Origin of the sequence: Streptomyces sp. NPDC087300 (assembly GCF_044744425.1) — a bacterium.
GTDB lineage: Bacteria > Actinomycetota > Actinomycetes > Streptomycetales > Streptomycetaceae > Streptomyces.
Map to the genome: position 1 here is coordinate 1,114,694 of NZ_JBIUYI010000001.1, position 21,929 is coordinate 1,136,622.

General features: G+C 73.2%; 20 protein-coding genes. 10 read left to right on the plus strand and 10 right to left on the minus strand.

Going from position 1 to position 21,929, the window contains the following annotated elements; genetic code table 11:
• On the minus strand, positions 1-2,316 hold the full coding sequence (locus tag ACIO9J_RS04455; protein WP_401992301.1) for an arylsulfatase: 2,316 nt from the start codon (positions 2,314-2,316) through the stop codon (positions 1-3).
• Positions 2,309-3,052, minus strand: coding sequence for a TetR/AcrR family transcriptional regulator (locus ACIO9J_RS04460; RefSeq protein WP_401992304.1), 744 nt, complete (start codon positions 3,050-3,052; stop codon positions 2,309-2,311). Before ACIO9J_RS04460 ends, ACIO9J_RS04455 begins: the two co-directional genes overlap by 8 nt.
• Before the next feature lie 102 nt (positions 3,053-3,154).
• On the opposite strand from ACIO9J_RS04460, the gene ACIO9J_RS04465 reads away from it, so the two are divergent.
• Positions 3,155-4,657: an MFS transporter gene (locus ACIO9J_RS04465; RefSeq protein WP_401992307.1), complete on the plus strand. Its 1,503-nt coding sequence runs from the start codon at positions 3,155-3,157 to the stop codon at positions 4,655-4,657.
• Positions 4,658-4,751: 94 nt separating this feature from the next.
• On the opposite strand, the gene ACIO9J_RS04470 is transcribed toward ACIO9J_RS04465, so the two are convergent.
• Positions 4,752-5,312, minus strand: coding sequence for a GNAT family N-acetyltransferase (locus ACIO9J_RS04470; protein WP_401992310.1), 561 nt, complete (start codon positions 5,310-5,312; stop codon positions 4,752-4,754).
• Between the two features lie 327 nt (positions 5,313-5,639).
• Between ACIO9J_RS04470 and ACIO9J_RS04475 the strand changes: the two genes are divergently transcribed.
• Positions 5,640-6,374 carry an ANTAR domain-containing protein gene (locus ACIO9J_RS04475; RefSeq protein ID WP_401992313.1) on the plus strand — a complete coding sequence of 245 codons (735 nt, stop codon included), beginning with the start codon at positions 5,640-5,642 and terminating at the stop codon, positions 6,372-6,374.
• Positions 6,375-6,398: 24 nt separating this feature from the next.
• Here ACIO9J_RS04475 and ACIO9J_RS04480 read toward each other — a convergent pair whose 3' ends face one another.
• The 3 genes from ACIO9J_RS04480 to ACIO9J_RS04490 form a co-directional block, all read right to left on the minus strand.
• Entirely contained in the window at positions 6,399-7,388 is a 990-nt protein-coding gene (locus ACIO9J_RS04480; RefSeq protein WP_401992316.1) for an alpha/beta fold hydrolase, read from the minus strand.
• Positions 7,389-7,543: 155 nt separating this feature from the next.
• Entirely contained in the window at positions 7,544-8,338 is a 795-nt protein-coding gene (locus ACIO9J_RS04485) for an SDR family NAD(P)-dependent oxidoreductase (RefSeq protein ID WP_401992319.1), read from the minus strand.
• 62 nt (positions 8,339-8,400) lie between these two features.
• The gene (locus ACIO9J_RS04490) at positions 8,401-8,790 is read right to left on the minus strand and encodes a DUF488 domain-containing protein (protein ID WP_401992322.1); all 390 of its coding nucleotides are present in this window, start codon (positions 8,788-8,790) and stop codon (positions 8,401-8,403) included.
• Positions 8,791-8,971: 181 nt separating this feature from the next.
• On the opposite strand from ACIO9J_RS04490, the gene ACIO9J_RS04495 reads away from it, so the two are divergent.
• The 6 genes from ACIO9J_RS04495 to ACIO9J_RS04520 all read left to right on the plus strand — a co-directional run bounded on the left by ACIO9J_RS04495 (position 8,972) and on the right by ACIO9J_RS04520 (position 15,797).
• Positions 8,972-10,522, plus strand: coding sequence for a bifunctional phosphatase PAP2/diacylglycerol kinase family protein (locus tag ACIO9J_RS04495; protein ID WP_401992325.1), 1,551 nt, complete (start codon positions 8,972-8,974; stop codon positions 10,520-10,522).
• Positions 10,523-10,636: 114 nt separating this feature from the next.
• On the plus strand, positions 10,637-11,314 hold the full coding sequence (locus tag ACIO9J_RS04500) for a GntR family transcriptional regulator (protein WP_401992328.1): 678 nt from the start codon (positions 10,637-10,639) through the stop codon (positions 11,312-11,314).
• A 122-nt stretch (positions 11,315-11,436) separates the two neighbouring features.
• Positions 11,437-14,124, plus strand: coding sequence for a pyruvate dehydrogenase (acetyl-transferring), homodimeric type (gene aceE / locus ACIO9J_RS04505; RefSeq protein ID WP_401992331.1), 2,688 nt, complete (start codon positions 11,437-11,439; stop codon positions 14,122-14,124).
• Positions 14,125-14,179: 55 nt separating this feature from the next.
• Positions 14,180-14,836, plus strand: coding sequence for a PadR family transcriptional regulator (locus ACIO9J_RS04510; protein WP_401992334.1), 657 nt, complete (start codon positions 14,180-14,182; stop codon positions 14,834-14,836).
• Positions 14,837-14,913: 77 nt separating this feature from the next.
• Entirely contained in the window at positions 14,914-15,039 is a 126-nt protein-coding gene (locus ACIO9J_RS04515; protein ID WP_401992337.1) for a hypothetical protein, read from the plus strand.
• A 74-nt stretch (positions 15,040-15,113) separates the two neighbouring features.
• Complete coding sequence (locus ACIO9J_RS04520) at positions 15,114-15,797, plus strand: glycerophosphodiester phosphodiesterase (RefSeq protein ID WP_401992340.1); 684 nt, start codon at positions 15,114-15,116, stop codon at positions 15,795-15,797.
• 36 nt (positions 15,798-15,833) lie between these two features.
• On the opposite strand, the gene ACIO9J_RS04525 is transcribed toward ACIO9J_RS04520, so the two are convergent.
• Entirely contained in the window at positions 15,834-16,385 is a 552-nt protein-coding gene (locus ACIO9J_RS04525; RefSeq protein WP_401992343.1) for a GNAT family N-acetyltransferase, read from the minus strand.
• Positions 16,386-16,454: 69 nt separating this feature from the next.
• Between ACIO9J_RS04525 and ACIO9J_RS04530 the strand changes: the two genes are divergently transcribed.
• Together ACIO9J_RS04530 and ACIO9J_RS04535 are read left to right on the plus strand one after the other, a co-directional pair.
• Positions 16,455-16,847 carry a VOC family protein gene (locus tag ACIO9J_RS04530; RefSeq protein WP_401992346.1) on the plus strand — a complete coding sequence of 131 codons (393 nt, stop codon included), beginning with the start codon at positions 16,455-16,457 and terminating at the stop codon, positions 16,845-16,847.
• Between the two features lie 159 nt (positions 16,848-17,006).
• The gene (locus ACIO9J_RS04535; RefSeq protein ID WP_401992349.1) at positions 17,007-18,386 is read left to right on the plus strand and encodes an NAD(P)/FAD-dependent oxidoreductase; all 1,380 of its coding nucleotides are present in this window, start codon (positions 17,007-17,009) and stop codon (positions 18,384-18,386) included.
• On the opposite strand, the gene ACIO9J_RS04540 is transcribed toward ACIO9J_RS04535, so the two are convergent.
• Genes ACIO9J_RS04540 through ACIO9J_RS04550 form a run of 3 tightly spaced genes read right to left on the minus strand, consistent with a single transcriptional unit; the run spans position 18,368 to position 21,869 of the window.
• Positions 18,368-19,228, minus strand: a complete 861-nt coding sequence (locus tag ACIO9J_RS04540; RefSeq protein WP_401992352.1) for an SDR family NAD(P)-dependent oxidoreductase — start codon at positions 19,226-19,228, stop codon at positions 18,368-18,370. The genes ACIO9J_RS04535 and ACIO9J_RS04540 overlap by 19 nt on opposite strands.
• Entirely contained in the window at positions 19,225-20,658 is a 1,434-nt protein-coding gene (locus tag ACIO9J_RS04545; RefSeq protein ID WP_401992355.1) for an aldehyde dehydrogenase family protein, read from the minus strand. The genes ACIO9J_RS04540 and ACIO9J_RS04545 overlap by 4 nt, the downstream gene beginning before the upstream one ends.
• Entirely contained in the window at positions 20,655-21,869 is a 1,215-nt protein-coding gene (locus ACIO9J_RS04550) for a M20 family metallopeptidase (RefSeq protein ID WP_401992358.1), read from the minus strand. Before ACIO9J_RS04550 ends, ACIO9J_RS04545 begins: the two co-directional genes overlap by 4 nt.
• Positions 21,870-21,929 lie beyond the last annotated feature (60 nt).

A 21,929-nucleotide genomic window follows, 5' to 3' on the forward strand; every position in this document is an offset into this window, starting at 1 on the left:
TCAGTCGCTGTGCAGCGCGTCCCGCATCTCGTCGTCGACGGACCGTCGGGGCGCGTCGGCCGCGTGTGCGGCCGTCGTGTCGATGACCACCTCGTGCAGCGTGCCGCGCCACGGGTACGGCGGCTGGTAGGTCACGGTGTCCACCGCGAGGCCGCTGTCGTGCCCGATGCGCAGGCCCGCGCCGCCGTGCTGGAAGGTGAAGGGGAACGCCCCGCCGAGCGGCACCGAAGCGACGTCCGCGCCGTCCACGATGAGGGTGAACACCCCGTACTCAGAGGCCTGTTGGGGCCCGGCGGCGTCGAACCGCACCCCCACCAGGTGCCTGCCCGCGGGAAGCGGCACATCGGCTACGACCCGGTCCAGGTCACCCGCCCGCGAGCAGCTGAAGGCGAGTGCGCCCCCGTGGGCGTACAGGGCGAAGCCGCCGTTGAGGTCGCCGAGCGCGCACAGCACCCCGGACGCCTCGCCGGCCCCGGGGATCTCCGCGTCGGCGGTGAGCGTGAAGCCGGCGAAGAGCAGCGGCAGCGCCTCGTCGTGCACGGGTGAGCCGCCCGGCAGATAGACGGCGCGGGCCCTCGGCGGCCAGGCGGGCGGGATCATCGCACTCAGCCGCTCCTGCATGCGGTCGTCCAGGGGCAGCACGTCGTTGCGTACGGCCTCCCCGTCCCACAGGTCAGCCATTTTCCGTACGACGTCCGGGTGTTGGTCGGCGACGTCGTGCGCTTCGGCGAAGTCGTCGGAGAGGCGGAACAGGGACCAGCGGTCGGCGGTGAAGTCGCGGCTGCCGGGCAGCAGCCGCTCCTCGTCGGCGACGCCGCGGGACACGTGGTCCGTGGTGGCCTTCCAGTCGCCGTGCACGATCGAGCGGGAGCCCAGCATCTCGAAGTACTGGGTGGGGACAGGACGTTGGGCATCGGCGTCGTCGATGAGGGGCAGCAGGCTGCGGCCGTCGACGGGCTGCTGGGGCACGCCGTCCACCTCGTCGGGGGCCGGGATGCCGCAGGCGTCGAGGATCGTCGGCATCAGGTCGACGACGTGCGTGAACCCGGTGCGGACGGCGCCCGCGTCGCGGATCCGGCGCGGCCAGTGGGCGATCAGCGGGGCGCGGGTGCCGCCGAGCCAGGTGTAGCGCTTCCACAGCCGTAGCGGGGTGTTGCCCGCCCAGGCCCAGCCCCAGGCGTAGTGCGGATAGGTCGCGGGGCCGCCCCAGTCGTCGAGCGCGGCGAGGTTGCGGGCCGCGCTGTCCTGCGAACGGGCCGTGAAGCGGTGTTCGTTGAGGGTGCCGAGGCGGCCGCCCTCCGCGCTCGCGCCATTGTCGGACAGGACCAGGACGAGCGTGTCGTCGAGGCGTCCGATACGGCGAAGGAAGTCCAGGAGGCGCCCGATCTGGGCGTCGGTGTGGGTGAGGAACCCGGCGAACACCTCCTGCATGCGGGCGAAGACGCGCCGCTCGTCGGCGGCCAGGCCGCGCCAGTCCTGGATCCAGGGCGGGCGCGGGGTGAGGGTGGTGCCGCCGGGGACGACACCGAGGTCGGTCTGGCGCGCGAAGGTCTCCTCGCGCCAGCGCTCCCACCCATGGTCGAAGCGGCCCCGGTAGGCGTCGCTCCAGGCGCGGGGCACGTGGTGCGGGGCGTGGGTCGCGCCGAGCGGCAGATAGAGGAAGTACGGCTTGTCGGGGGTGGCCTGCCGCTGGTCGAGGATCATGCGGATCGCGCGGTCGGCGAGGTCCTCGCTGAGGTGGTAGCCGTCCTCGGGGCCCGCGGGCGGTTCGGTGTAGTGGTTGTCGCTCACCAGGTTCGGCGCGTAGTGGTTGGTGTCGCCCTGGAGGAAACCGTAGAAGCGCTCGAAGCCGTAGCCGAGCGGCCAGCGGTCGAAGGGGCCCGACGCGGTGCGTTCCCAGCGGGGCGTGAGGTGCCATTTGCCGACGGCGAGGGTGGAGTGGCCCGCGTCGCGCAGCAGCCGGGGCAGCGGCGCGGCGGATCTCGGCGGGCGCGCGGTGTAGCCGGGGTGGGCGATCGGCAGGTCGACGAGGAAGCCCATGCCGACGGCGTGGTGGTTGCGCCCCGTGAGCAGGCTCGCGCGGGTCGGGGAGCACATCGCGGTGACGTGGAAGCGGTTGAAGCGCAGCCCGTCGGCGGCCAGCCGGTCCAGGTGGGGGGTGGCCATGTCGGCTCCGTAGCAGCCGAGTTGGGCGAAGCCGAGGTCGTCGAGGACGATGACGACGACGTCGGGCGCGCCGGGCTCGGGGCGGGGCCCAGCGAGGTGACGGGGATCTGCGGGGTGGCGGGGATCTGCGGGGTGGCGGGGGTCAGTCATCCGCGGTGCCTCCTGGATCCGGGGGAAGGGGGTCGCGCGCGGCGCCCGCCGGATCCTGCCGCACGAGCAGCGCTCCGGTGGCGGGTGAGACGGGCGCGGTGAGCAGGGCGACGGCGGCGTCCACGAGGTTCGCCACCAGCAGGTCCGTACGGTGCCCGGGGGCGGCCGCGCCCGATTGCAGGGCCCGTTCGTGGTCGGCGAGCGTGTGCAGCGTGAGACCGACGAAGACGCGCCACCGGTCGGCACGGACCGGGGCGGGCAGTTCGGCGAGGCAGGCGTCGATGCGCGGACGCAACTGGTGCAGGGCGCGCGTCCAGGGCTCGGCCGCCAGATCGTGCGGCGCGATGCCGTCGACGTACAGGGCCTGGGCGACGAAGCGCAGGAAGTGGCTCGGCGGGGCGTCCGGGTCGGCAGCGGCGCGGCTGATCCGCTCGGCCATGGGGTGCACGAACACCTCGACCAGCGCCCGGAGTTCCTTGCCGCGACCCTCCGCGTCGAGTGCCGCGAGCCTGCGCAGCCGCGCCTCGTTCGTCGGCCCGAGCCGGTGCGCGTACACGGCGGTGACCAGGCCGCTCTTGTCACCGAAGTGGTAGGCGACGGCTGAGGTGTTGCGCTGTCCGGCCGCCGCGGCGATCTCGCGCAGCGACACCGCGTGGACGCCGCGCTCGGCGAAGAGCCGTTCGGCGGTCTCGATCAGCCGGATCCTGGTGGCGGCGGGGGTCCGAGGTTCTTCCACGTCGGTCAGTGTGCGGCCCTTGCCCCTTCAACGCAACTGCGTTAAACAGTGAACTTCCCTGATCCGCGCACGAGTTGACCGAGCGGTGGTGCGACCCAGGCCATGCACTCCGATCCCGCGCGCTCCGTCCCGCTGCCCGACGACCGCTCCCCCACCTCGTACGCCCTGCTGCTGGCTCCGCTCATCCTGCTCACCGAGGTCACCGCGCTCGAACTCACGCTGGTCTACCCGGTGTTGCCGCTGCTCTCCGACGCCTTCGACACACCGTCGATCGGGTGGACGCTGACCGTGGTGAGCCTGACGGGGGTGGTGGCGCAGCCGCTGCTCGGCAGGGTCGCCGATGTGATCGGGAAGAAGCGGATGATCCTGTACGCGGCGGGGGCCTTCGGCGCGGGCTCGCTGATCTGCGCGCTCGCGCCCTCCTACCCCGTGTTCCTGGCCGGCCGCGCCGTCCAGGGCACCTGCCTGGTGATGGCGCCCGCCGCGTACGGCCTGATCCGCGACATCTTCCCGGCCCGTGTCGTGCCGGTGGCGCTCGGCGCGGTCACCACCGGGATCGGGCTGAGCGCCATCGTCGGACCGCTGACCGGCGGCGCGCTCGGGCAGGCCTTCGGGTACCGGGCGGTGTTCTGGTTCGCGCTCGGCTACGTCGCCGTGCTCACGCCGTGGTTCGCGCGCACGCTGCCCGAGTCGCCGGTGCGGCGGCCGCGCGCGGAGCGGCACGGATTCGACGTGTCGGGGGGTCTGCTGCTCGGCGCGGGCGCGGGCGGTCTGCTGCTCTTCGTCGGGCAGGGCGCGGCGTGGGGCTGGGCATCGGCGGCCACCCTCGCCGCGCTCGGCGGTTCGCTGCTGCTGCTCCTGGCCTTCGTACGGCGTGAACTGCGCGCGCCCGAACCGCTGATCGACCTCCGGCTGCTGACCGGGCCCGCGCTGCGCTGGACGCTGCTCGCGGCGTTCGCCGGGGCGTTCGCGATCGGCGGTACGGCGTTCGCGATGCCGATGCTGGTGCAGACGCCGACGTCACTCGGGTACGGATTCGGCATGAGCGTGCTCGGCGCCGCGGTGTTCCTCGTGCCGCAGGGGCTGATCGGCGCGGCCTGCGGACCCCTCGGCGGACTGCTCGCCCGGCGGGGCGGGCCCCGGCACACGCTCATGGTCGCCCTCGCCGGACTCACCGCCACCACCCTCACCCTGGCCCTGCTGCACACCGCGCTCTGGCAGTTGCTGCTCGCGGCGCTGTTCATGGGCGCGGGCTTCGGCTGCTTCTTCGTCGGCGTCTCCAACCTCGTCGTGGAGGCCGTCCCCGCGGAGCGCACGGCGGTCGGCGCGGGCCTGATGGGCGTCGCCAACAACCTGGGGCAGGCGACGGGCGTGACCGTACTCGGCGCGATCCTCGCCCGGTACGTGGTGGACGACTCCGACAAGGACCGCATCCTGTACGCGGAGACGGGCTACGCCCTGGCCTTCGGCATCGCGTCGGCGGTGACCTTCACGGGCCTCCTGGTGGCCACGTCGATGCGCCACGGCCGCGAGCCCGCGACGGGTGGGGTGCTGCGGATCGCGGGGGCGGAGGCCGAGGCGGGGCGGGGAGCGAAGGGGGCGTGAAGCCTCGGGGATGCGGGGGCGCGAGGCCTCAGCCACACAGGCAGGACGTGACCCCTCCGCCCCACAAGCCCCACAGGCCCCACCCGAGGAGCCCTCAGCCACGCCCCCGTGCCGCCCGCCACTCCGGTGCCAGGACCGACCAGATCTCCTCGTCGTGGCGCTTGCCCCGGTACAGGTAGGACTGGCGGAGCACGCCCTCCTTCGTCATGCCGAGCCTGCGGGCCACCGCGATGCTCGGCTCGTTGTCCGAGGAGACCCACCAGTCCACGCGGTGCACGCCCCGTTCCTCGACGGCCCAGTCGATGACCACCCGTACCGAGCGCGTCACCAGGCCCTTGCCCACCGCCGAAGGCTCCAGCCAACAGCCCGCCTCCGCGGTGCCCTGCACCGTGTCGAGCGTCCGCAGGATCACCGCGCCGACCAGCGTGCCGTCGACCCTGATGCCGAAGAGGCGCCCCGTGTCGGCCGCGGCCTTCTCCGCGTACGCCTGGAGGTAGGCCCGGCTCGACTCCAGGTCGGTGACGACGTCGGGCAGTCCGTTGTGCCGCCCGATGAACTCCCTGCCCCGGTCCATGTGGGCCAGGAACTCCCCGGCCTGCCACGGTTCCAGCGGGCGCAGCTCCGCCCCGTCGTCACCCAGCGATATGGCGTACATCGTCACCTTCCAGCGTCGTCCGGTCCCGGCGTCCGGTGCCCCGCGTCCGACGTCCGGCAGGAAGGGATCCTCGCACGCCGGAGAGTGGCCGCGGTCGGTCCGGAAGTGGTTGCGGGCGGCACGACTTCACAGCCCCTCCACGCCCGCGCTCCGGCGCACGTCCCTTCCCCGGTGTGCTGGTCGGTAGGAGTGGGCAGGCGTCCCTCCGGGAAGTGGCCGTCCGGCACCGGCCGGGCCGACGCGACCGGGCCGACGCGACCGCACGGGCGCGAACGTTCCGCCGGGCCGTGGCCATCGGACGACCGAGTTCACGTGAGGGAACAGGACATGTCTCTGCCTCTGCAGGAACCCTCGGACGCCGCGGCCCTGCTCGTCCTGGTCGACGGGGCGGGAGCGGACGAGGAGGATGCGCGCACCCTGGAGCGCCTCGCCAGGAGCGCGGCCGCCGTCCCCGGCGTCGACGCGGCCAGCTGCACCATCACGGCGCCGCCGGGCGTCGCCCCCTGCTCCGCGGCCTCCGACCTGGTCGCCGCGCAACTGGAGCGGGTGCAGCAGGAGTTGGAGGAGGGCCCGTGCCGCGACGCCGCGCGCACCCGCACGGCGCTCAACGACGTCCCCATGGTGCATCCGCAGAGCCGCGTGCGCTGGCCCGCGTTCACCCGGCACGCCCTGGACGCCGGGATCACCGCGGTCACGGCCCTGCCCATCAGCTACCGGGGGCACCTCACCGGCTCCCTCGACCTCTACCACCAGCACCGTTCCCTGGGTCCTTCGGACGCCCAGTGGGGGCAGTTGCTCGCGCGGGCCGCCGCCATCGGCCTCGCGCACCGCACCGAACTGCGCGGCGCGCGCACCCACCGCGATCAACTCCAGACCGCGCTGTCCAGCCGCGTCCTGATCGAGCAGGCCAAGGGAATCCTCGCCGAGCGCCTCGACTGCACCGTCGACGACGCCTTCGACCGGCTGCGCAGACACGCCCGCGCCCACCGGATGAAGCTCAGCGACCTGTCCCGCGAGGTCATCACCAGCCCGCACTGGGCCACGCCGTTCAGCCGGCCCTGACGGCGGGCGCCGCGCGGGACGAGGTCAGCCGGGCAGCCCGGCGAGCCAGTCGGTCAGGATGCGGTTGACCTCGGCGGGCCGCTCCTGCTGGACCCAGTGCCCGCAGCCCTCGATGACGTGCGAGGCACGGAGCCCCGGCAGCGTGACGGGGAACGCCTCGATCGCGTCGGCGAGCCAGGTCGTGGAGGCGTCGAGGCCGCCGCCCACGAACAGCGCGGGCTGAGTGACCGGCGCGCCCGCGTGTCCCGCGAGGTCCGCCCAGTCCGTGTCCATGTTCCGGTAGCGGTTGAGCGCCCCGGTCAGGCCGGTCCTCTCGAACTCCCCCGCGTAGAAGTCGAGTTCCCGTTCACCGAGCCAGCCGGGCAGCCGCCCCGCCGGGAACCGGTCGCGCAGCAGGCCGCCGCGGCTCACGAAGTGCGGGTCGGGCGCGTCGGGTCCCGGCATGGTGTCGGCGGACAGCGCGGCGTAGAAACCGGCGAGCCAGCCCCGCACGTCGGGCTCGATCTCGGCCTCGGCGCGGCCGGGCTCCTGGAAGTACGAGACGTAGAACTCCTCGTCCCCTCCCATGTGGGCGAACACGTCGCTCGGCCGTGGACCGCCCGGCGGCGTGTAGGGGACGCTCAGCAGTCCGACCGCGCGGAACACGTCCGGCCGGAGCAGCGCGGAGTGCGCGGCGACGGTGGCGCCCCAGTCGTGACCCACCACCACCGCACTCTCCTCGCCGAGTGCGCGGACCACGGCGACGTGGTCGTCGACCAGGTCGAGCATCCGGTACGCGGCAGGCTCCGCGGGCCTCGACGACCGGCCGTAGCCACGCTGGTCGACGGCGACCGCGCGGTATCCGGCGGCCGCGAGGGCCGACAGCTGGTGGCGCCAGGAGTACCAGGACTCCGGGAAGCCGTGCACCAGCAGGACGAGCGGCCCGCTCCCCTGTTCGACCAGATGGATCCGGCCCGCGGGCGAGGGAACCATGCGGTGCCTGCGGTCCTGGGTGGCGGGTGCGGTCGCGGACATGGACCCTCCTGGGGTGCTCCGGGGCGGCCGGTGATCGGCCGCCGACAGTCCCGAGCATGGTGCGGTCCCGGCGCGCGGGACGACGATCGTTGCCGCTTCGGCAAATCGGGGCCGTCGTGGGCCCCCGTCCGCCAGAAGGACTCTCCAGAAGGACCCTAGGGAGCGATCGAGTCCACGTACCCGCCGTCGACCCGCACCGCGCCGCCCGTCGTGGCGGACGCCAGCGGGGAGCTGAGGTAGACCACCATGTGCGCGATCTCCGCAGGCTCGATGAGCCGCTGGATCAGCGACTGGGGGCGGTGCTCGGTCATGAACTTCCGCTGCGCCTCCTCCCACGGGAGCGCGCGGTCGACCAGTTCGTAGACGAAGTCCTCCACGCCGCCGGTGTGCGTCGGCCCCGCGATCACGGAGTTGACGGTGACCCCGGAGCCCGCCGCCTCCTTGGCGAAGCCCCGCGAGACGGCGAGGAGCGCGGTCTTCGACATGCCGTAGTGGATCATCTCGGCGGGCGTGGCGAACGCCGAGTCGCTGGCGATGTTCTGGATCCGCCCCCAGGAGCGGTCCTTCATGCCCCGCAGGTAGTGGCGGATCATCCGCACCGCGGTCAGCACGTTGACCTCGAAGTAGCGCCGCCACTCGGCGTCGGTGATGTCCAGGGCGGGCTCGGCGCCGAAGACGCCGAGGTTGTTGACGAGGATGTCCGCGCTCGGCACGGCCTCGAAGACCTGTGCGGCGCCCGCGTCGGTGGAGATGTCGCCGGGCGCCGCGACGAACTCGGCGCCCTCGCACTCCTCCGCGAGGCGTTTGACGGCGGCGTCCACCGAAGCGGCGGACCGCCCGTTGACCGCGACCCGGGCGCCCGACCCGGCGAGACCTGCGGCGATCGCCGCGCCGATCCCCTGGGTCGATCCGGTCACGAGCGCGGTCCTGCCCGAGAGATCGATGAGCACGGTACGTACCTCCACACACTTCGGCGAGTACTGCGACGCGGCCCCACGGGACCCGTACGCCCCTATTCTCCGCCCCGGTCTCCGCCCCGCTCGATGACCTGGACGAGGACCCGCACATGCCCGTGCGGCAGGTCCTTCGTCGCCGTGAGGAGGGTCAGGCGGCCCGCGCGGGCGACGGTGCGCAGCCGGTCGAGTCCGGTGCTCCGCTCCGGTGCGGCGAGTTCGTGCCGGTAGCGCTCGGCGAACTCCTCGTAGCGGTCCGGGTCGTGGTCGTACCAGTGGCGCAGCTCGGTCGACGGCGCGAGCTCCTTCTCCCAGGCGTCGAGCCCCGCACGCTCCTTGGAGACACCGCGCGGCCAGAGCCTGTCGATCAGGACGCGGGTGCCGTCGTCGGGCGACGCGGGGTCGTAGACGCGCTTGACCTGAACGTCCAGGGGGTGGCTCGGCGTCATCGCGGCGTGCTCCGTCCGGTCGGGGGTGCCACCCCAAGGCTGCGGGTGAGACCGCTCCCGCGCCAGCCAGCGGCCGGCTCCCGGCCTGACCGGCGTCCGGCGGCGGCGCGGGCCGCCCGGCCGCGACCCGTTCGGGCGAGCAATTTGGGCCTTTGCCCCGCCATCCTGTTCGATTGGGATCATGACGGGACGTATCGGCAGTATCGATCAGCGGTGGTTCGAACGGGTGGCGGCGGCGCGCCTGCCCGGCGCGGAGCAGGTGCTTCCGCCGCTCAGCGCCGCGGCGAACCACGGGCGCCTCTGGTTCGGCACGGCGGCGGCCCTCGCCGTCGCGGGCGGCCCCGCCGCCCGGCGTGCCGCGTGGCGCGGCGTCGGCGCCCTCGCGCTCGCCTCCCTGACGACGAACGCCGTCGCCAAGTACGCCGTACGCCGCCACCGCCCCGTCCTGGACACGGTCCCGAGGGTGCGGCGCCTCACGAGCGCGCCGTGGACGTCGTCGTTCCCCTCCGGCCACGCGGCCTCGGCCGCCGCGTTCGTCACGGGTGTGGCCCTGGAGGCGCCCCGGTACGGCGCGCTGCTCGCGCCGGTCGCCGCAGCCGTGGCCTTCTCGCGCGTGTACGTGGGGGTCCACTATCCCGGCGACGTGCTGGCGGGCTGCGCGCTCGGCGCGGCCGCCGCCGCGGTGAGCTGCTACTGGTGGCCGCCGCGCCCCCAGCCCGCGCAGATCCGGCGCACCCGGGTGGCGGCGCCCGCGCTCGCCGACGGGGAGGGCCTCGTCGTGGTCGTCAACTCCGGTTCGGGCAAGGGGGTTCCTGGGCGCCTGCCCGCGCGCGAGCACCTGGAACTGCTGCTGCCGCGCGCCGAGATCGTGGAGCACGGGCCGGGGGACGACCTCGGCGACGTCCTCGACAAGGCGGTGGCGCGGGCGGCCGACGCCGCCGGTGTGCTCGGTGTCTGCGGCGGCGACGGCACCGTGAACGCGGCCGCGCTGCGGGCCGCGGCCGCCGGACTGCCCCTCGCGGTGTTCCCCGGCGGCACCCTGAACCACTTCGCCCTGGACGCGGGCACGCCCACCTTCGAGGACACCGCGTACGCGGTGCAGCGCGGCGAGGCCGTCCGGATCGACCTGGCCCGGGTGCGCGACGGTGACGGCGCGGACGTCACCGGGTTCGTCAACACCTTCAGCATCGGCCTCTATCCGGAACTGGTGCGCAAGCGCGAGAAGTTGGAGGGCCGCATCGGCAAGTGGCCGGCGGCCGCCGTGTCGTTCGTGGAGGTCCTGCGCACGGCCGAGCCGCTGCGGATCAGGCTCGACGGCCACGACCGCGTCCTGTGGCTGCTCTTCGCGGGCAACGGCCAGTACCTCCCGGACGGCCTCGCCCCCACGCACCGGCCCCGCATGGACGACGGTCTTCTCGACATCCGCACGGTCGACGCGCAGGCGCCGCTGGCCCGCACCCGGGTCGCCCTGTCCGCCCTGGGCGGCGCGCTGCGGCGCTCCCGCGTCTTCCGCACCGAGCGCGTCGAACAGCTCAGGCTCAGCGGCCTCGACCAGGTGGCCGCCCTCGCGTACGACGGCGAGACCGCACCGGCACCTGACGCCCTGGTCCTCGACAAACGGCAGGCGGCGCTGACGGTCTACAGCCCGGCAGTAGCACTCGACGAGATCGCCCAAGGGGCCCGCACGGCGATGCTGGCGGCGAGTCGGGGGCGCCGCACGCGTCAGGGATGACCGCCGCGCGACAGGGCCGGGCCGCCCCCCTGGCCCTGCCCTTCGGCGCCGTCACCGGGTACCGTGAGACCAGCGATGATCGATCATCACTCATTCATGCCTCGGAGAGCCCAGATGACCGCCGACGTACCGCCCCGCATCCCCTCCGTGCCCGCCCCCGTGGCGCGCGTCCCGCTCAGCGACCAGGTCAGGAACTTCGTCCTCGAAGGACTCCTCGACGGCCGCTGGCAGCCCGGCGACCGGATCGTGGAGCGGCGCATCGGCCTGGAGCTCGGCGTCAGCCAGACCCCGATCCGCGAGGCGCTGCGCGATCTCCAGGCCATGCAGCTGGTCGAGTCGATCCCCAACAAGGGCATGCGCGTCAAGGAACTGACGCCGGGCCAGCTCACCGAGGTCTACCCGGTGCGGGCCGCCCTGGAGAGGCTCGCGGCCGAGCTCGCGGTACACCGGATGGGCGGCGACGTGACCGTCCTGGCACACCATCTGGGCAGGCTGCGGGAGTTGGCGGAGGCGAACGACGTGGACGGGCAGATCCACCACGGCGTGGAGTTCCACCGGGAGATCGTCCGGGCGGCGGGCAACCAGGTGCTGCTGCGCAACTGGGAGTCCCTCGCCATCGAGTTGTGGACCCGCCTCTCCCTGAAGTGGCTGCGCACCGAGCCGCACGAGAACGCCTGCGACCACGAGGCGATCGTCGACGCGTTCCGCAGGCAGGACCCGTACGTGGGCCGGCTCGTGCAGTTGCACGTCCTGAACTACGCGGCCCCGGCGGGTTCTGCGGAACACAATTGATCGATCATCACTCATCTACTCACCAGTAAGTGTTGACCACACCTATATCGGCTCCTAGATTCGCCATACGGAACCGATGTTCCACATGACGGAACTCGCGTGTACGCGAAAGGGGATCACCCGTGTCCCAGCTCGACCAACTGCCCGACCAGGACCCGACCGAGGTCGCCGAATGGCGCGATTCACTGGACGGGGCCGTCCGGTTCGGGGGCGCGGACCGCGCGGCACACCTGCTGCGCCGTCTCACCGAGCACGCCCGGCAGAGCGGGATCGACCTCCCGCCCCTGCTGGAGACGCCGTACGTCAACACGATCCCCACCGCCGTCGAACCGGACTTCCCCGGTGACGAGGCGATGGAGGCCCGCATCACCGCCTGGAACCGCTGGAACGCGGCCGCGATGGTCACACGCGGCAACCAACGCGGGGGCCTCGGCGGCCACATGGCCACCTTCGCCTCCGCGGCCTGGCTCTACGAGGTCGGCTTCCAGCACTTCTTCCGCGGCAAGGAGGCCGATCACTCAGGCGACCAGCTCTACGTCCAGGGCCACGCGTCGCCCGGCATCTACGCCCGAGCCTTCCTCGAAGGACGCCTGAACGAGGGCCAGTTGGACCGCTTCCGGCAGGAGGCGGGCGGTGCCGGACTGCCCTCCTACCCGCATCCCAGGCGGCTGCCCTGGCTGTGGGAGTTCCCGACCGTGTCGATGGGCCTCGGCCCGCTCTCCGCCATCTACCAGGCGCGGTTCAACCGCTATCTGGAGCACCGCGGCATCAAGGACACCTCGGCCTCGCACGTCTGGGCGTTCCTCGGCGACGGCGAGATGGACGAGCCGGAGGCGACCGCCGCCCTGGCGCTCGCCTCCCGCGAGAAGCTCGACAACCTCACCTTCGTCGTCAACTGCAACCTCCAGCGCCTCGACGGCCCGGTGCGCGGCAACTTCAAGATCGTGCAGGAGCTGGAGCGCCAGTTCCGCGCCGCGGGCTGGCACGTCGTGAAGTCCCTGTGGGGTTCGGCCTGGGACGAGCTGCTCGCCCAGGACACCGAAGGCGCGCTCGTACGGCAGTTGGGTCGCATCCCCGACGGACAGTTCCAGACGTTCGCCGCCCGCGACGGCGCGTACATCCGCGAGTACCTGACCGGCGCGGATCCCGTGCTGCGCCCGCTGACGGACCGGCTCACCGACGCGCGCCTCGCGGAGATCGTCGGCACCTCGCGCGCCGGCCACGAGCCCCGGAAGGTGTACGCCGCCTACCGTGCCGCCGTGGAGCACGAGGGCGCGCCCACCGTCGTCCTGGTCCAGACGGTCAAGGGCTGGACGCTCGGCCCCGGCTTCGAGTCGCGCAACGCCAACCACCAGATGAAGAAGCTCTCGGGCAAGGAGTTCCGTGCCATGCGCGACCTGCTCGAACTCCCCATCCCCGACAGCGCGTTGAACGACGAACTGGTGCCGTACGCGCATCCGGGCAAGGACTCCCCCGAGCTGGCCTATCTGCGCGAGCGGCGCGCGGCGCTCGGCGGTCCCGCCCCGGCCCGCAAGGTCGTCGCCAAACCGCTGCCGGTCACCGGATCGGCCGTCGCCGAGAAGGCGTTCGCAGCACTCAAGAAGGGCTCGGGCAGCCAGGAGATCGCCACCACCATGGCATTCGTACGCCTGGTCAAGGAGCTGATGCGGGACAAGGAGACCGGTCGGCGCTGGGTGCCGATCGTGCCCGACGAGGCCCGCACGTTCGGCATGGAGTCGCTGTTCCCTTCCGCCGGCATCTACTCGCCGCTCGGCCAGACCTACGATCCCGTCGACCGCGACCAGCTCCTCTACTACAAGGAGGCGCGCGACGGACAGATCCTCAACGAGGGCATCACGGAGGCCGGTTCACTGGCCTCGCTGACCGCGGCGGCCACGTCGTACGCGACCCACGCCGAGCCGATGATCCCGTTCTACATCTTCTACTCGATGTTCGGCTGGCAGCGGACGGCCGACCAGTTCTGGGCGCTCGGCGACCAGTTGGGCCGCGGCTTCGCCGTCGGGGCGACGGCGGGGCGTACGACGATGACCGGCGAGGGCCTCCAGCACGCCGACGGGCACTCGCATCTGATCGCCTCGACCAATCCGGCGGCGGTCAGCTACGACCCGGCGTTCGCCTACGAGGTCGCGGTGATCGTCGAGGACGGTCTGCGCAGGATGTTCGGGCCGGACGCGGAGGACGTCTTCTACTACCTGACCGTCTACAACGAGACGAAGGTCCAGCCGCCGATGCCGCCCGGCGACGACGTGGCCGAGGGCATCCGGCGCGGCCTGTACCGCTACCGGGCGGCCGGGTCCGCGCCCGCCGACGCCCCGCGCCTGCAACTCCTGGCCTCCGGCACCGCCGTCCACTGGGCCCTCGACGCGCAGCGCCTGCTGGCGGCGGACTGGTCGGTGGCGGCCGACGTCTGGTCGGCGCCGTCCTGGACCGAACTCCGCCGCGACGCGCTCGCCTGCGACGCCGCGAACCTCGCCGCAGCCTCCCACGACACGGGCGCGAGCGACCGGGTCCCGTACGTCACCCGGGCCCTGGCGGGCGCCCCGGGCCCGGTGGTCGCGGTGAGCGACTGGATGCGTGCCGTGCCCGACCAGATCAGGCCGTGGGTCGAGCAGGACTGGACCTCGATCGGCACGGACGGCTTCGGCCTCTCCGACAGCCGCGAGAACGCCCGCCGCCACTTCGGCGTCGACGCGCCCTCGATCGTGGTCGCCGCACTCGCCGCGCTCGCCCGGCGCGGCGAGGTCAAGCCGGAGACGGTGCGGGAGGCCGCCGCGCGCTACGGCCTGTAGCCCGCGCCCGGCAGCCCCTTGCGTACGGAGCGCGCCGTTCACTTCAATGCGGCCTATGACAGCCCGTCGAACGACATCACCACGGCATGAAGTCCCTTCCGGCGACGGGCTGCCACCGACCGCCTGGGCCGTACTCGGTCTGCTCTCCTTCCCCGGGGAGCGGACCGGCTACGAGCTCAAGAAGTGGGCGGACGCCTCGCTGCGCTTCTTCTACTGGTCGCCCGCGATCAGCCAGATCTACGCCGAACTGCGCCGCCTGGAAGCGCTCGGCTACGCCTCGTCGCGCCGCTCGGGCCCCGAAGAACCGCGCGCGAAGCGTTCGTACGCGATCACGGACGAGGGCCGCACCGCCCTCGCCGCCTGGGCGGGCGGCGCGGCGGACGCGGGTCCGCCCGTCCTCAAGCACCCGCTGCTTCTGCGGGTCTGGCTCGGTCACCTCGCCGACCCCGGTCAACTGCGCGCCCTGGTCGGCGAACACATCGCGCGGACCCGGGGCGACCTCAAGGAGGCGCGGGACGCGCTGGCCCGCGCGGAGGGCACCGAGGAGTGGTCCCATCCGCACATCGCGCTGCGCTGGAGCGTGCGGCGCCTGGAGTCGGAGGTCGAGCTCGCGGAGGCGATGCTGACCGATCTCGACGCGGCGGGACCACCGCCCGGAACGGACCCTTCCGCGGCCGGTCAACCCGTGGGGGACTCGCCCACCCCCGGGTGACGCGGCTCGCCCCGACCGTGTCCGCAGGAGTAGGACGGACGGGGTCAGCCGTCCCCGCCGTACGGAGCAACGCCCCTGTGAGCACCCGCGCCGTCCTTGTCGCCGCCCTGATCACCGGACTCATCCTCGGCATCGTGGGAACCAGAGCGGACGACTCCGCTCACCCCCGTCCGGCCGGTTCCATCGCGGAGGCGGGCCGTTAGGCTGCGACAGCCGCGCGGTTCCTCCGTCCTCGCCGTGCGGCCGCCGAGCCGCCCTCGACGGAAGCGAGTGAACCTTGAACTTCCTCACCATCGGTCATCGCGGGGTCATGGGTGTCGAACCCGAGAACACCCTCCGTTCCTTCATCGCCGCGCAAGCCGCGGGCCTGGATCTCATCGAGCTCGATCTGCATCTGAGCAAGGACGGCGCCCTCGTCGTCATGCACGACGCCGACGTGGCCCGGACGACCGACGGCAAGGGACCGATCGCCGAGAAGACCCTCTCCGAGCTTCGGGAACTCGACGCGGGACGCGGTGAGCGCATCCCCGTCTTCGAAGAGGTGCTCGACGCGGTGAAGGCGCCGTTGCAGGCCGAGATCAAGGACGCCGCGGCCGCGCGCGCCCTCGCCGACGTCATGCACCGGCGCGATCTGGTCTCCCGCGTCGAGGTCATCTCCTTCCACGACGAGGCGATCGCGGAGATCGCCCGCCTGGTGCCCGGGGTGCGCACCGCGCTCGTCGCCAGCCGCTACGGCACCGACGTCGTGCAGCGCGCCACCGCGGTCGGCGCCACGACGCTGGTCCTCAACATCAGGCGGCTGACCCTGGAGATCGTCGAGCACGCCAGGAAGGCCGACCTGCGGATCATCGGCTGGGTCGTGAACACCCAGGACGATCTGCGCCTGGTGCGCGCCCTGCAACTGGACGGCGCGACCACCGACTACCCGGAGATCAAGCGCACCGGACGCTTCACGGCGTGAGCCGCCCCGCGCCGCCCGTGCGCGGTCTCCTCGCGCTCAGTCCAGGTCCTTGACGAGGAGCTCGAACGCCAGGTCGTCGCGCTGCGGCAGGCCGAACCGCTCGTTGCCGTACGGGAAGGGCGTCATCTCTCCCGTACGGCGGTAGCCCCGCCGCACGTACCAGGCGATGAGGTCCTCGCGCGCGTTCAGCACGGTCATGTGCATCGCGCGGGAGCCCCACTCGGCCCGCGCGACCCGCTCCGCCTCGGCGATGATCGTCTTGCCGAGGCCCGCGCCCTGGAGGGCGGGGCTCACCGCGAACATGCCGAAGTAGGCGTGGTCGTCCCGGCCCTGGAGCTGACAGCAGGCGACGACGGCGCCGTCGTACTCGACGGTCATCAGACGGGTCCGGGGCGCCGCGATGACGTCGGCGACCTCCTGCGGGTCGGTGCGCTGCCCCTCCAGGATGTCCGCCTCCGTCGTCCAGCCCGTGCGGCTGGAGTCCCCGCGGTACGCCGACTCGACGAGGGCGACGAGCACGTCGACGTCGGCGACGGTCGCATCGCGGAAGGTGAGGTCGGCGGGGGTGGGACGCGGGGCGGTGTCCATGGCGCTGTTCTCCGATCTGGCGCGACGTGCGGCTCCGCCGAGCCTAACGCGGCACTAGGGTGCGGCTGCATGGTGCATGTACTGAGCAGCAGGACCCTCCTCCGTCCCACCGACCCGGAGCGCTCGCGCGCCTTCTACGGCGGGGCGCTCGGGCTCGCCGTGTACCGCGAGTTCGGCACGGGTCCCGAGCGCGGCACGGTCTACTTCCTCGGCGGCGGCTTCCTGGAGGTCTCGGGGCGCTCCGACGCCCCGCCGTCCCCCGCCCTCCAGCTCTGGCTCCAGGTGCCGGACGTACGGGCGGCGCACGCCGAGCTCGTGGAGCGGGGCGTCGGGGTGGTGCGGGAGCCGGTGCGCGAGCCGTGGGGGCTGGTGGAGATGTGGATCGAGGATCCGGACGGCTGCCGGATCGTGCTCGTCGAGGTCCCCGAGGACCATCCGATCAGGTACCGCCCGGGAATCTGACCCTCCTGGTCCTGCCTGACGACCCTTGGATCGCGAAATGTGAACCACGTCACACGACCAATCCATCCGGGATGCAGGGGTACAAGGCCACAGGTACGGTCCACACAAGATCTCCCACAGCCCTGAAGTCGATCTCCCACAGCCCAGGAGAGACATCACATGGCAGCCCCCCGGATCCTCATCGTCGGCGGCGGATTCGCCGGCATGGAGTGCGCCCACAAGCTGGAGCGGAAACTCTCGTCCCACGAGGCGGAGCTACGGCTCATCAGCCCCATGGACCACCAGCTCTACCTCCCGCTGCTGCCCCACGTGGCCTCCGGGGTGCTCACCCCGCAGTCGGTCGCCGTGCCGCTGCGCAGAATGCTGCGCCGCACGGCGATCGTGCCCGGCGGCGCGGTCGGCGTCGACACGAAGGCCAAGGCCGTGGTCGTCCGCAAGATCAACGGCGAGGAGGTCGTCGAGCGCTACGACTATCTGGTCCTGACGCCCGGCAGCGTCACGCGGCAGTTCGACATCCCCGGGGTCGACCGGTACGCGGTGGGCGTCAAGACGCTCGCCGAGGCCGCCTGGATCCGTGACCACGTCATCTCCCAGCTCGACCTGGCCGCCGCGAGCTCGCACCAGGAGGAGCGGGAGCAGCGGCTCCAGTTCGTCGTGGTCGGCGGCGGCTACGCGGGCACGGAGACGGCCGCGTACCTCCAGCGCCTGACGAGCGCCGCCGTCAAGCGCTACCCGGGCCTCGACCCGGCCCTGATCAAGTGGCATCTCGTGGACGTCGCCCCGAAGCTGATGCCCGAACTGGGCCCGCGCCTGGGCGACAAGGCGATGGCGATCATGCAGCGCCGAGGGGTGAACGTCTCCCTCGGCGTCTCCGTGGCGAAGGTGACCGAGGACACCGTGACCCTCACCGACGACCGCGTACTGCCCTGCCGCACGCTGATCTGGACCGCCGGGGTCGCGCCCAGCCCGCTCGTCGCCACACTGGGCGCCGAGACGAACCGGGGGCGGCTCGTGGTGCGGGCCGATCTGACGGTGCCCGGACTCGACGGCGTCTTCGCGCTCGGCGACGCGGCGGCCGTGCCGGACGTCGTCAAGGGCGGCGACGCGATCTGCCCGCCCACCGCGCAGCACGCGATGCGCCAGGGGTGGGCCGCCGCCAAGAACGTCACGGCCGCGCTGCGCGGCTTCCCGCTCGCCGACTACCGGCACAAGGACCTCGGGCTCGTCGTCGACCTGGGCGGCATCCAGGCCGTGTCGAAGCCGCTGGGCGTGCAGTTGACCGGCCTGCCCGCCCAAGTGGTGGCGCGCGGCTACCACTTGGGGGCGCTGCGCACCATGACCGCCCGGTTCCGCACGGCGGCCAACTGGGGCCTGAACGCGGTCGCGGGCGACGACTACGTACGCACCGGCTTCCAGGCCCAACGCCCCGCCACGCTCAAGGGGTTCGAGATGACCGACGCCTATCTGTCGCCCGAGGAGATCAGCGACCGGGTGGAGTCGGCGGCCGTACGGCCGGGTGGTCACACCGACGGGTCGTAGCGTCCGTCGACCGCCGTCCAGCCGCCGTCGACGGTCAGCACGCTGCCGGTGACGAAGGTCGCCGCGTCGGAGACGAGGTAGGCGACGGCTCCGGCGATCTCGTCGGGCCGCGCCCACCGCTTGAGCGCGGACGCCTGGGCGTAGGCGTCGAACCAGGCGGGGTCGGCCGCGATCTGGTCGGTCAGCGCGGTGCGCACCACGCCGGGCGCGATCGCGTTGAAGCGCACGCCGTGCGGCCCCCACTCGGCGGCCGCGGTCCGCAGGAGCTGGATCAGCCCCGCCTTGGCCGCCGCGTAGGCACCCTGCCCCGGCTCGACCTGGAAGGCCCGCATCGACGCGAACCCGACGACGCTGCCGCGCCCGCGTGCGGCCATGCCGGGGGCGACGGCCTGCACGAGGGTGAGGTAGGAGCGCAGGTTGAGGGCGATGACGCGGTCGAACTCGGCGAGGCTGTAATCGGCGATGCGCTTGCGGACGTTGACGCCGACGGTGACGACGAGCCCGTCGAGCGGCTCCCACCCGGCGGCCGTGGCCCGTACGGCGTCGGGGTCGAGGACGTCGAGCTCCTGCGCGACGGCGGTGCCGTGGCCGGGCCCCGCGCCCTCCTCGGTCGCGAGCCGCACCGTCTCCGCGGCGCCCGCCCCGTCCCGGTCGGCGACGACCACGTCGGCGCCCTGGGCGACCAGCGCCCGCACGGCCTCGCGGCCGATGCCGCCCGCGCCGCCGACGACCGCGACGCGCCGCCCGTCCAGCCGGAACAGCCGCGCGTAGGCGGCGTGTTCGGTCCCGCCTCGCCCCTCCGCGCCCTCGCGCCCTGCCCGCGCGCCGCCTGTCTCGCTCACGGCCGGATCACCGCCATCCGCGTCACCGTCAGTTCCTCGATCGCGAAGCGCGGGCCCTCGCGGCCGGTGCCGGAGTCCTTGACCCCGCCGTACGGCGCGATGTCGCTGCGGTAGCCGGGTACTTCGTTGACCACGACGCCGCCCGCCTCCAGCTCCTCCACGGCGCGGAGCGCGGTGTTCAGGGCGCGGGTGAACACCGCGACGTGCAGGCCGTAGCGGCTCGCGTTCACCAGATCGTACGCGGCGGTCAGATCCGGCACCACGCGCAGGCAGACGACCGGCCCGAAGATCTCCTCCTCCCAGGCCGGTTCGCCGTCGGGCACATCCGCGAGCAGCGTCGGCACCAGGCACCGGCCCGCGCGGACGCCGCCGCGCACCAGGCGGGCGCCGGCCGCCCTGGCCCGCGCGACCCGGTCGAGCACCCGCTCGGTGGCCGCCTCGTCGACGAGCGCGGACACCCGGGTGCCCGCGTCCCGCGGATCGCCCACGGTCACCTCGGGCAGCCGTGCCGCGATCCGCTTCTCCAGTTCACCGGCCACCTCGTCGACGGCGACGACCCGCTGCACGGAGATGCACGCCTGCCCGGACGCGTAGTAGCCGCCGCGCACCACGGCGTCGGCAGCGGCGTCCAGATCGGCGTCGGCGGCCACGACGAGCGCGGCGTTGGAACCCAGTTCCAGGACGGTCCTGCGGGGCGCCGCGTCGCGCGCGATGCGGTGTCCCACGGCGGCCGATCCGGTGAACGAGACGGCGGCGACTCGCGGGTGGGTGACGAGGGCGCGGCCGACTTCCGCGTCGCCGGTGACCAGTTGGACGGCTCCTGCGGGCGCCCCCGCGGCGGCCAGCCGCTCGCGGACCAGGTGCACGAGCCGCAGGGTGGCGAGCGGGGTCGCGGGCGCCGGTTTGACGATCACGGGGCAGCCCGCGGCGAGGGCGGGTGCCATCTTGTGGGAGGCCAGCAGGACGGGGTAGTTGAACCCGGTGATGCCGACGACGACCCCGACGGGCCGCCGCGTCCAGAACCCGAACAGCCCCTCCCCGGACGCCTGGATGTCCAACGGCACGGTCTCGCCGTGCAGATGGGCCACCTCGTCGGCCGCCGCCTGCCAGGTGGCCACGGACCGGCGCAGCTCCACCTCACAGTCCACGCGCGGCTTGCCGGTCTCCAGGACGAGCAGCTCGACGAGTTCGGGCAGCGCGTCCGCGAGATCGCGCGCGACCTCGCCGAGCACCTGGCGCCGGACGTGCGCGGGCAGCGCGCCGACCCGCCTGCGGAGCCGGTCCGCGTGCTCGACGGCGCGCAGCGCGAGCGCCGCGTCGCCGACGGGGGCGCGCCCGATCTCCGTGCCGTCGTACGGGAAGGTGACCGCCGCCGTGCCGGGCGCGGGGACCCAGCCGTCGCCCACGGGGAGCCCTTCGGGGTACGTCATCGGGCGCCTCCGGAGAGGAAGGCGCGGGCGGCGGCCGCGTACACGCGCGCGTACTCGCCGATCTCGCGCACCTCTACGTACTCGTCCTTCTGGTGGGCGATCCACTTGCCGCCGGGACCGTAGACGACGGTGGGCAGACCGGCGTCGCGGGTGAGGATCGTCCCGTCCGTCGTGCCCGGCACGGCGCCGAACGGCGGTTTCTCGCCGTGCACTTGGCGGTGTGCTTCGACGAGCGCGGTCACCACGGGGTGGTCCTCGGCGAGCTCGATCGCGGGCCGGTCGTCGACGACGGTCAGGGTAACGTCCACGCCGACGCTCGCGGCCGCCCGCACCGCCGACTCCCTTACCCGGCCGATGAGTTCGGCGTGGTCGGTGCCGGGGACGGTGCGCACGTCGACGCCGACGACGCCGTGCGCGGGGATGACGTTGAGCTGGTCGGGGTCGCCGCCGATGAGGACGGTCGGGGTGACCGTGACACGGCCCGCGTGCGGGTGGGCGGCGTAATGCTCCTGGGCCCACTCCTGGACCCCGGCGAGCGCGTCGACGACGCGGGCTCCGGCCACGACGGGGCTCCTGGCCTCCTGCGGCATCGCGCCGTGCGCCATGACGCCGCGCAGATCGAGCCGGAGCCTGATCCCGCCGCGCGCCGACGTGCACACCTCGTACCCCTCGGGCTCGCACACGACGACGCCGTCTACGGTGCGCGCCAGCGGCGTGGCGGCGAACGCCTTGGCGCCGAGCATCAGGCCCTCCTCGTCGCAGAGGACGCCGACCACGACGCGGCCGGGGAAGGGCCCGGCGAGCTGGAGGGCGCGTACGGCGTAGATCATGGCGGCGACGCCGGACTTCATGTCGGCCGCACCGCGTCCCCACAGCCTGCCGTCCCGGATCTCCGCGCCGTACGGGTCGACGCGCCAGTCGGCCGGATCGCCCTCGGTGACGACGTCGATGTGCCCCTCGAACATGAGGGTGGGCCCCGGGCCCCCGCCGCCCTCGACGACGGCGACGGTGTTGGGCCGGCCGGGGGCGACCTCCACGACGTCGTAGGTCCAGCCGAACGAGTCGAAGAGCCGCCGCACGAGGAGCGCGGCGGGTCCCTCCACCTCGGTGGCGCCCGCGGCGTTGACGGTGCGCAGCCGCACCAGCTCCCGGGTGAAGGCGATCGCGGCGTCGGTGTCCACGGCGGGGAGGGCCGGGGGTGCGGTGGCCATGGAGAACCTCCAAGTCGTCCGGCCGACCGCGGCATCGGCCTTCGGCGCCGTTCGGCACCG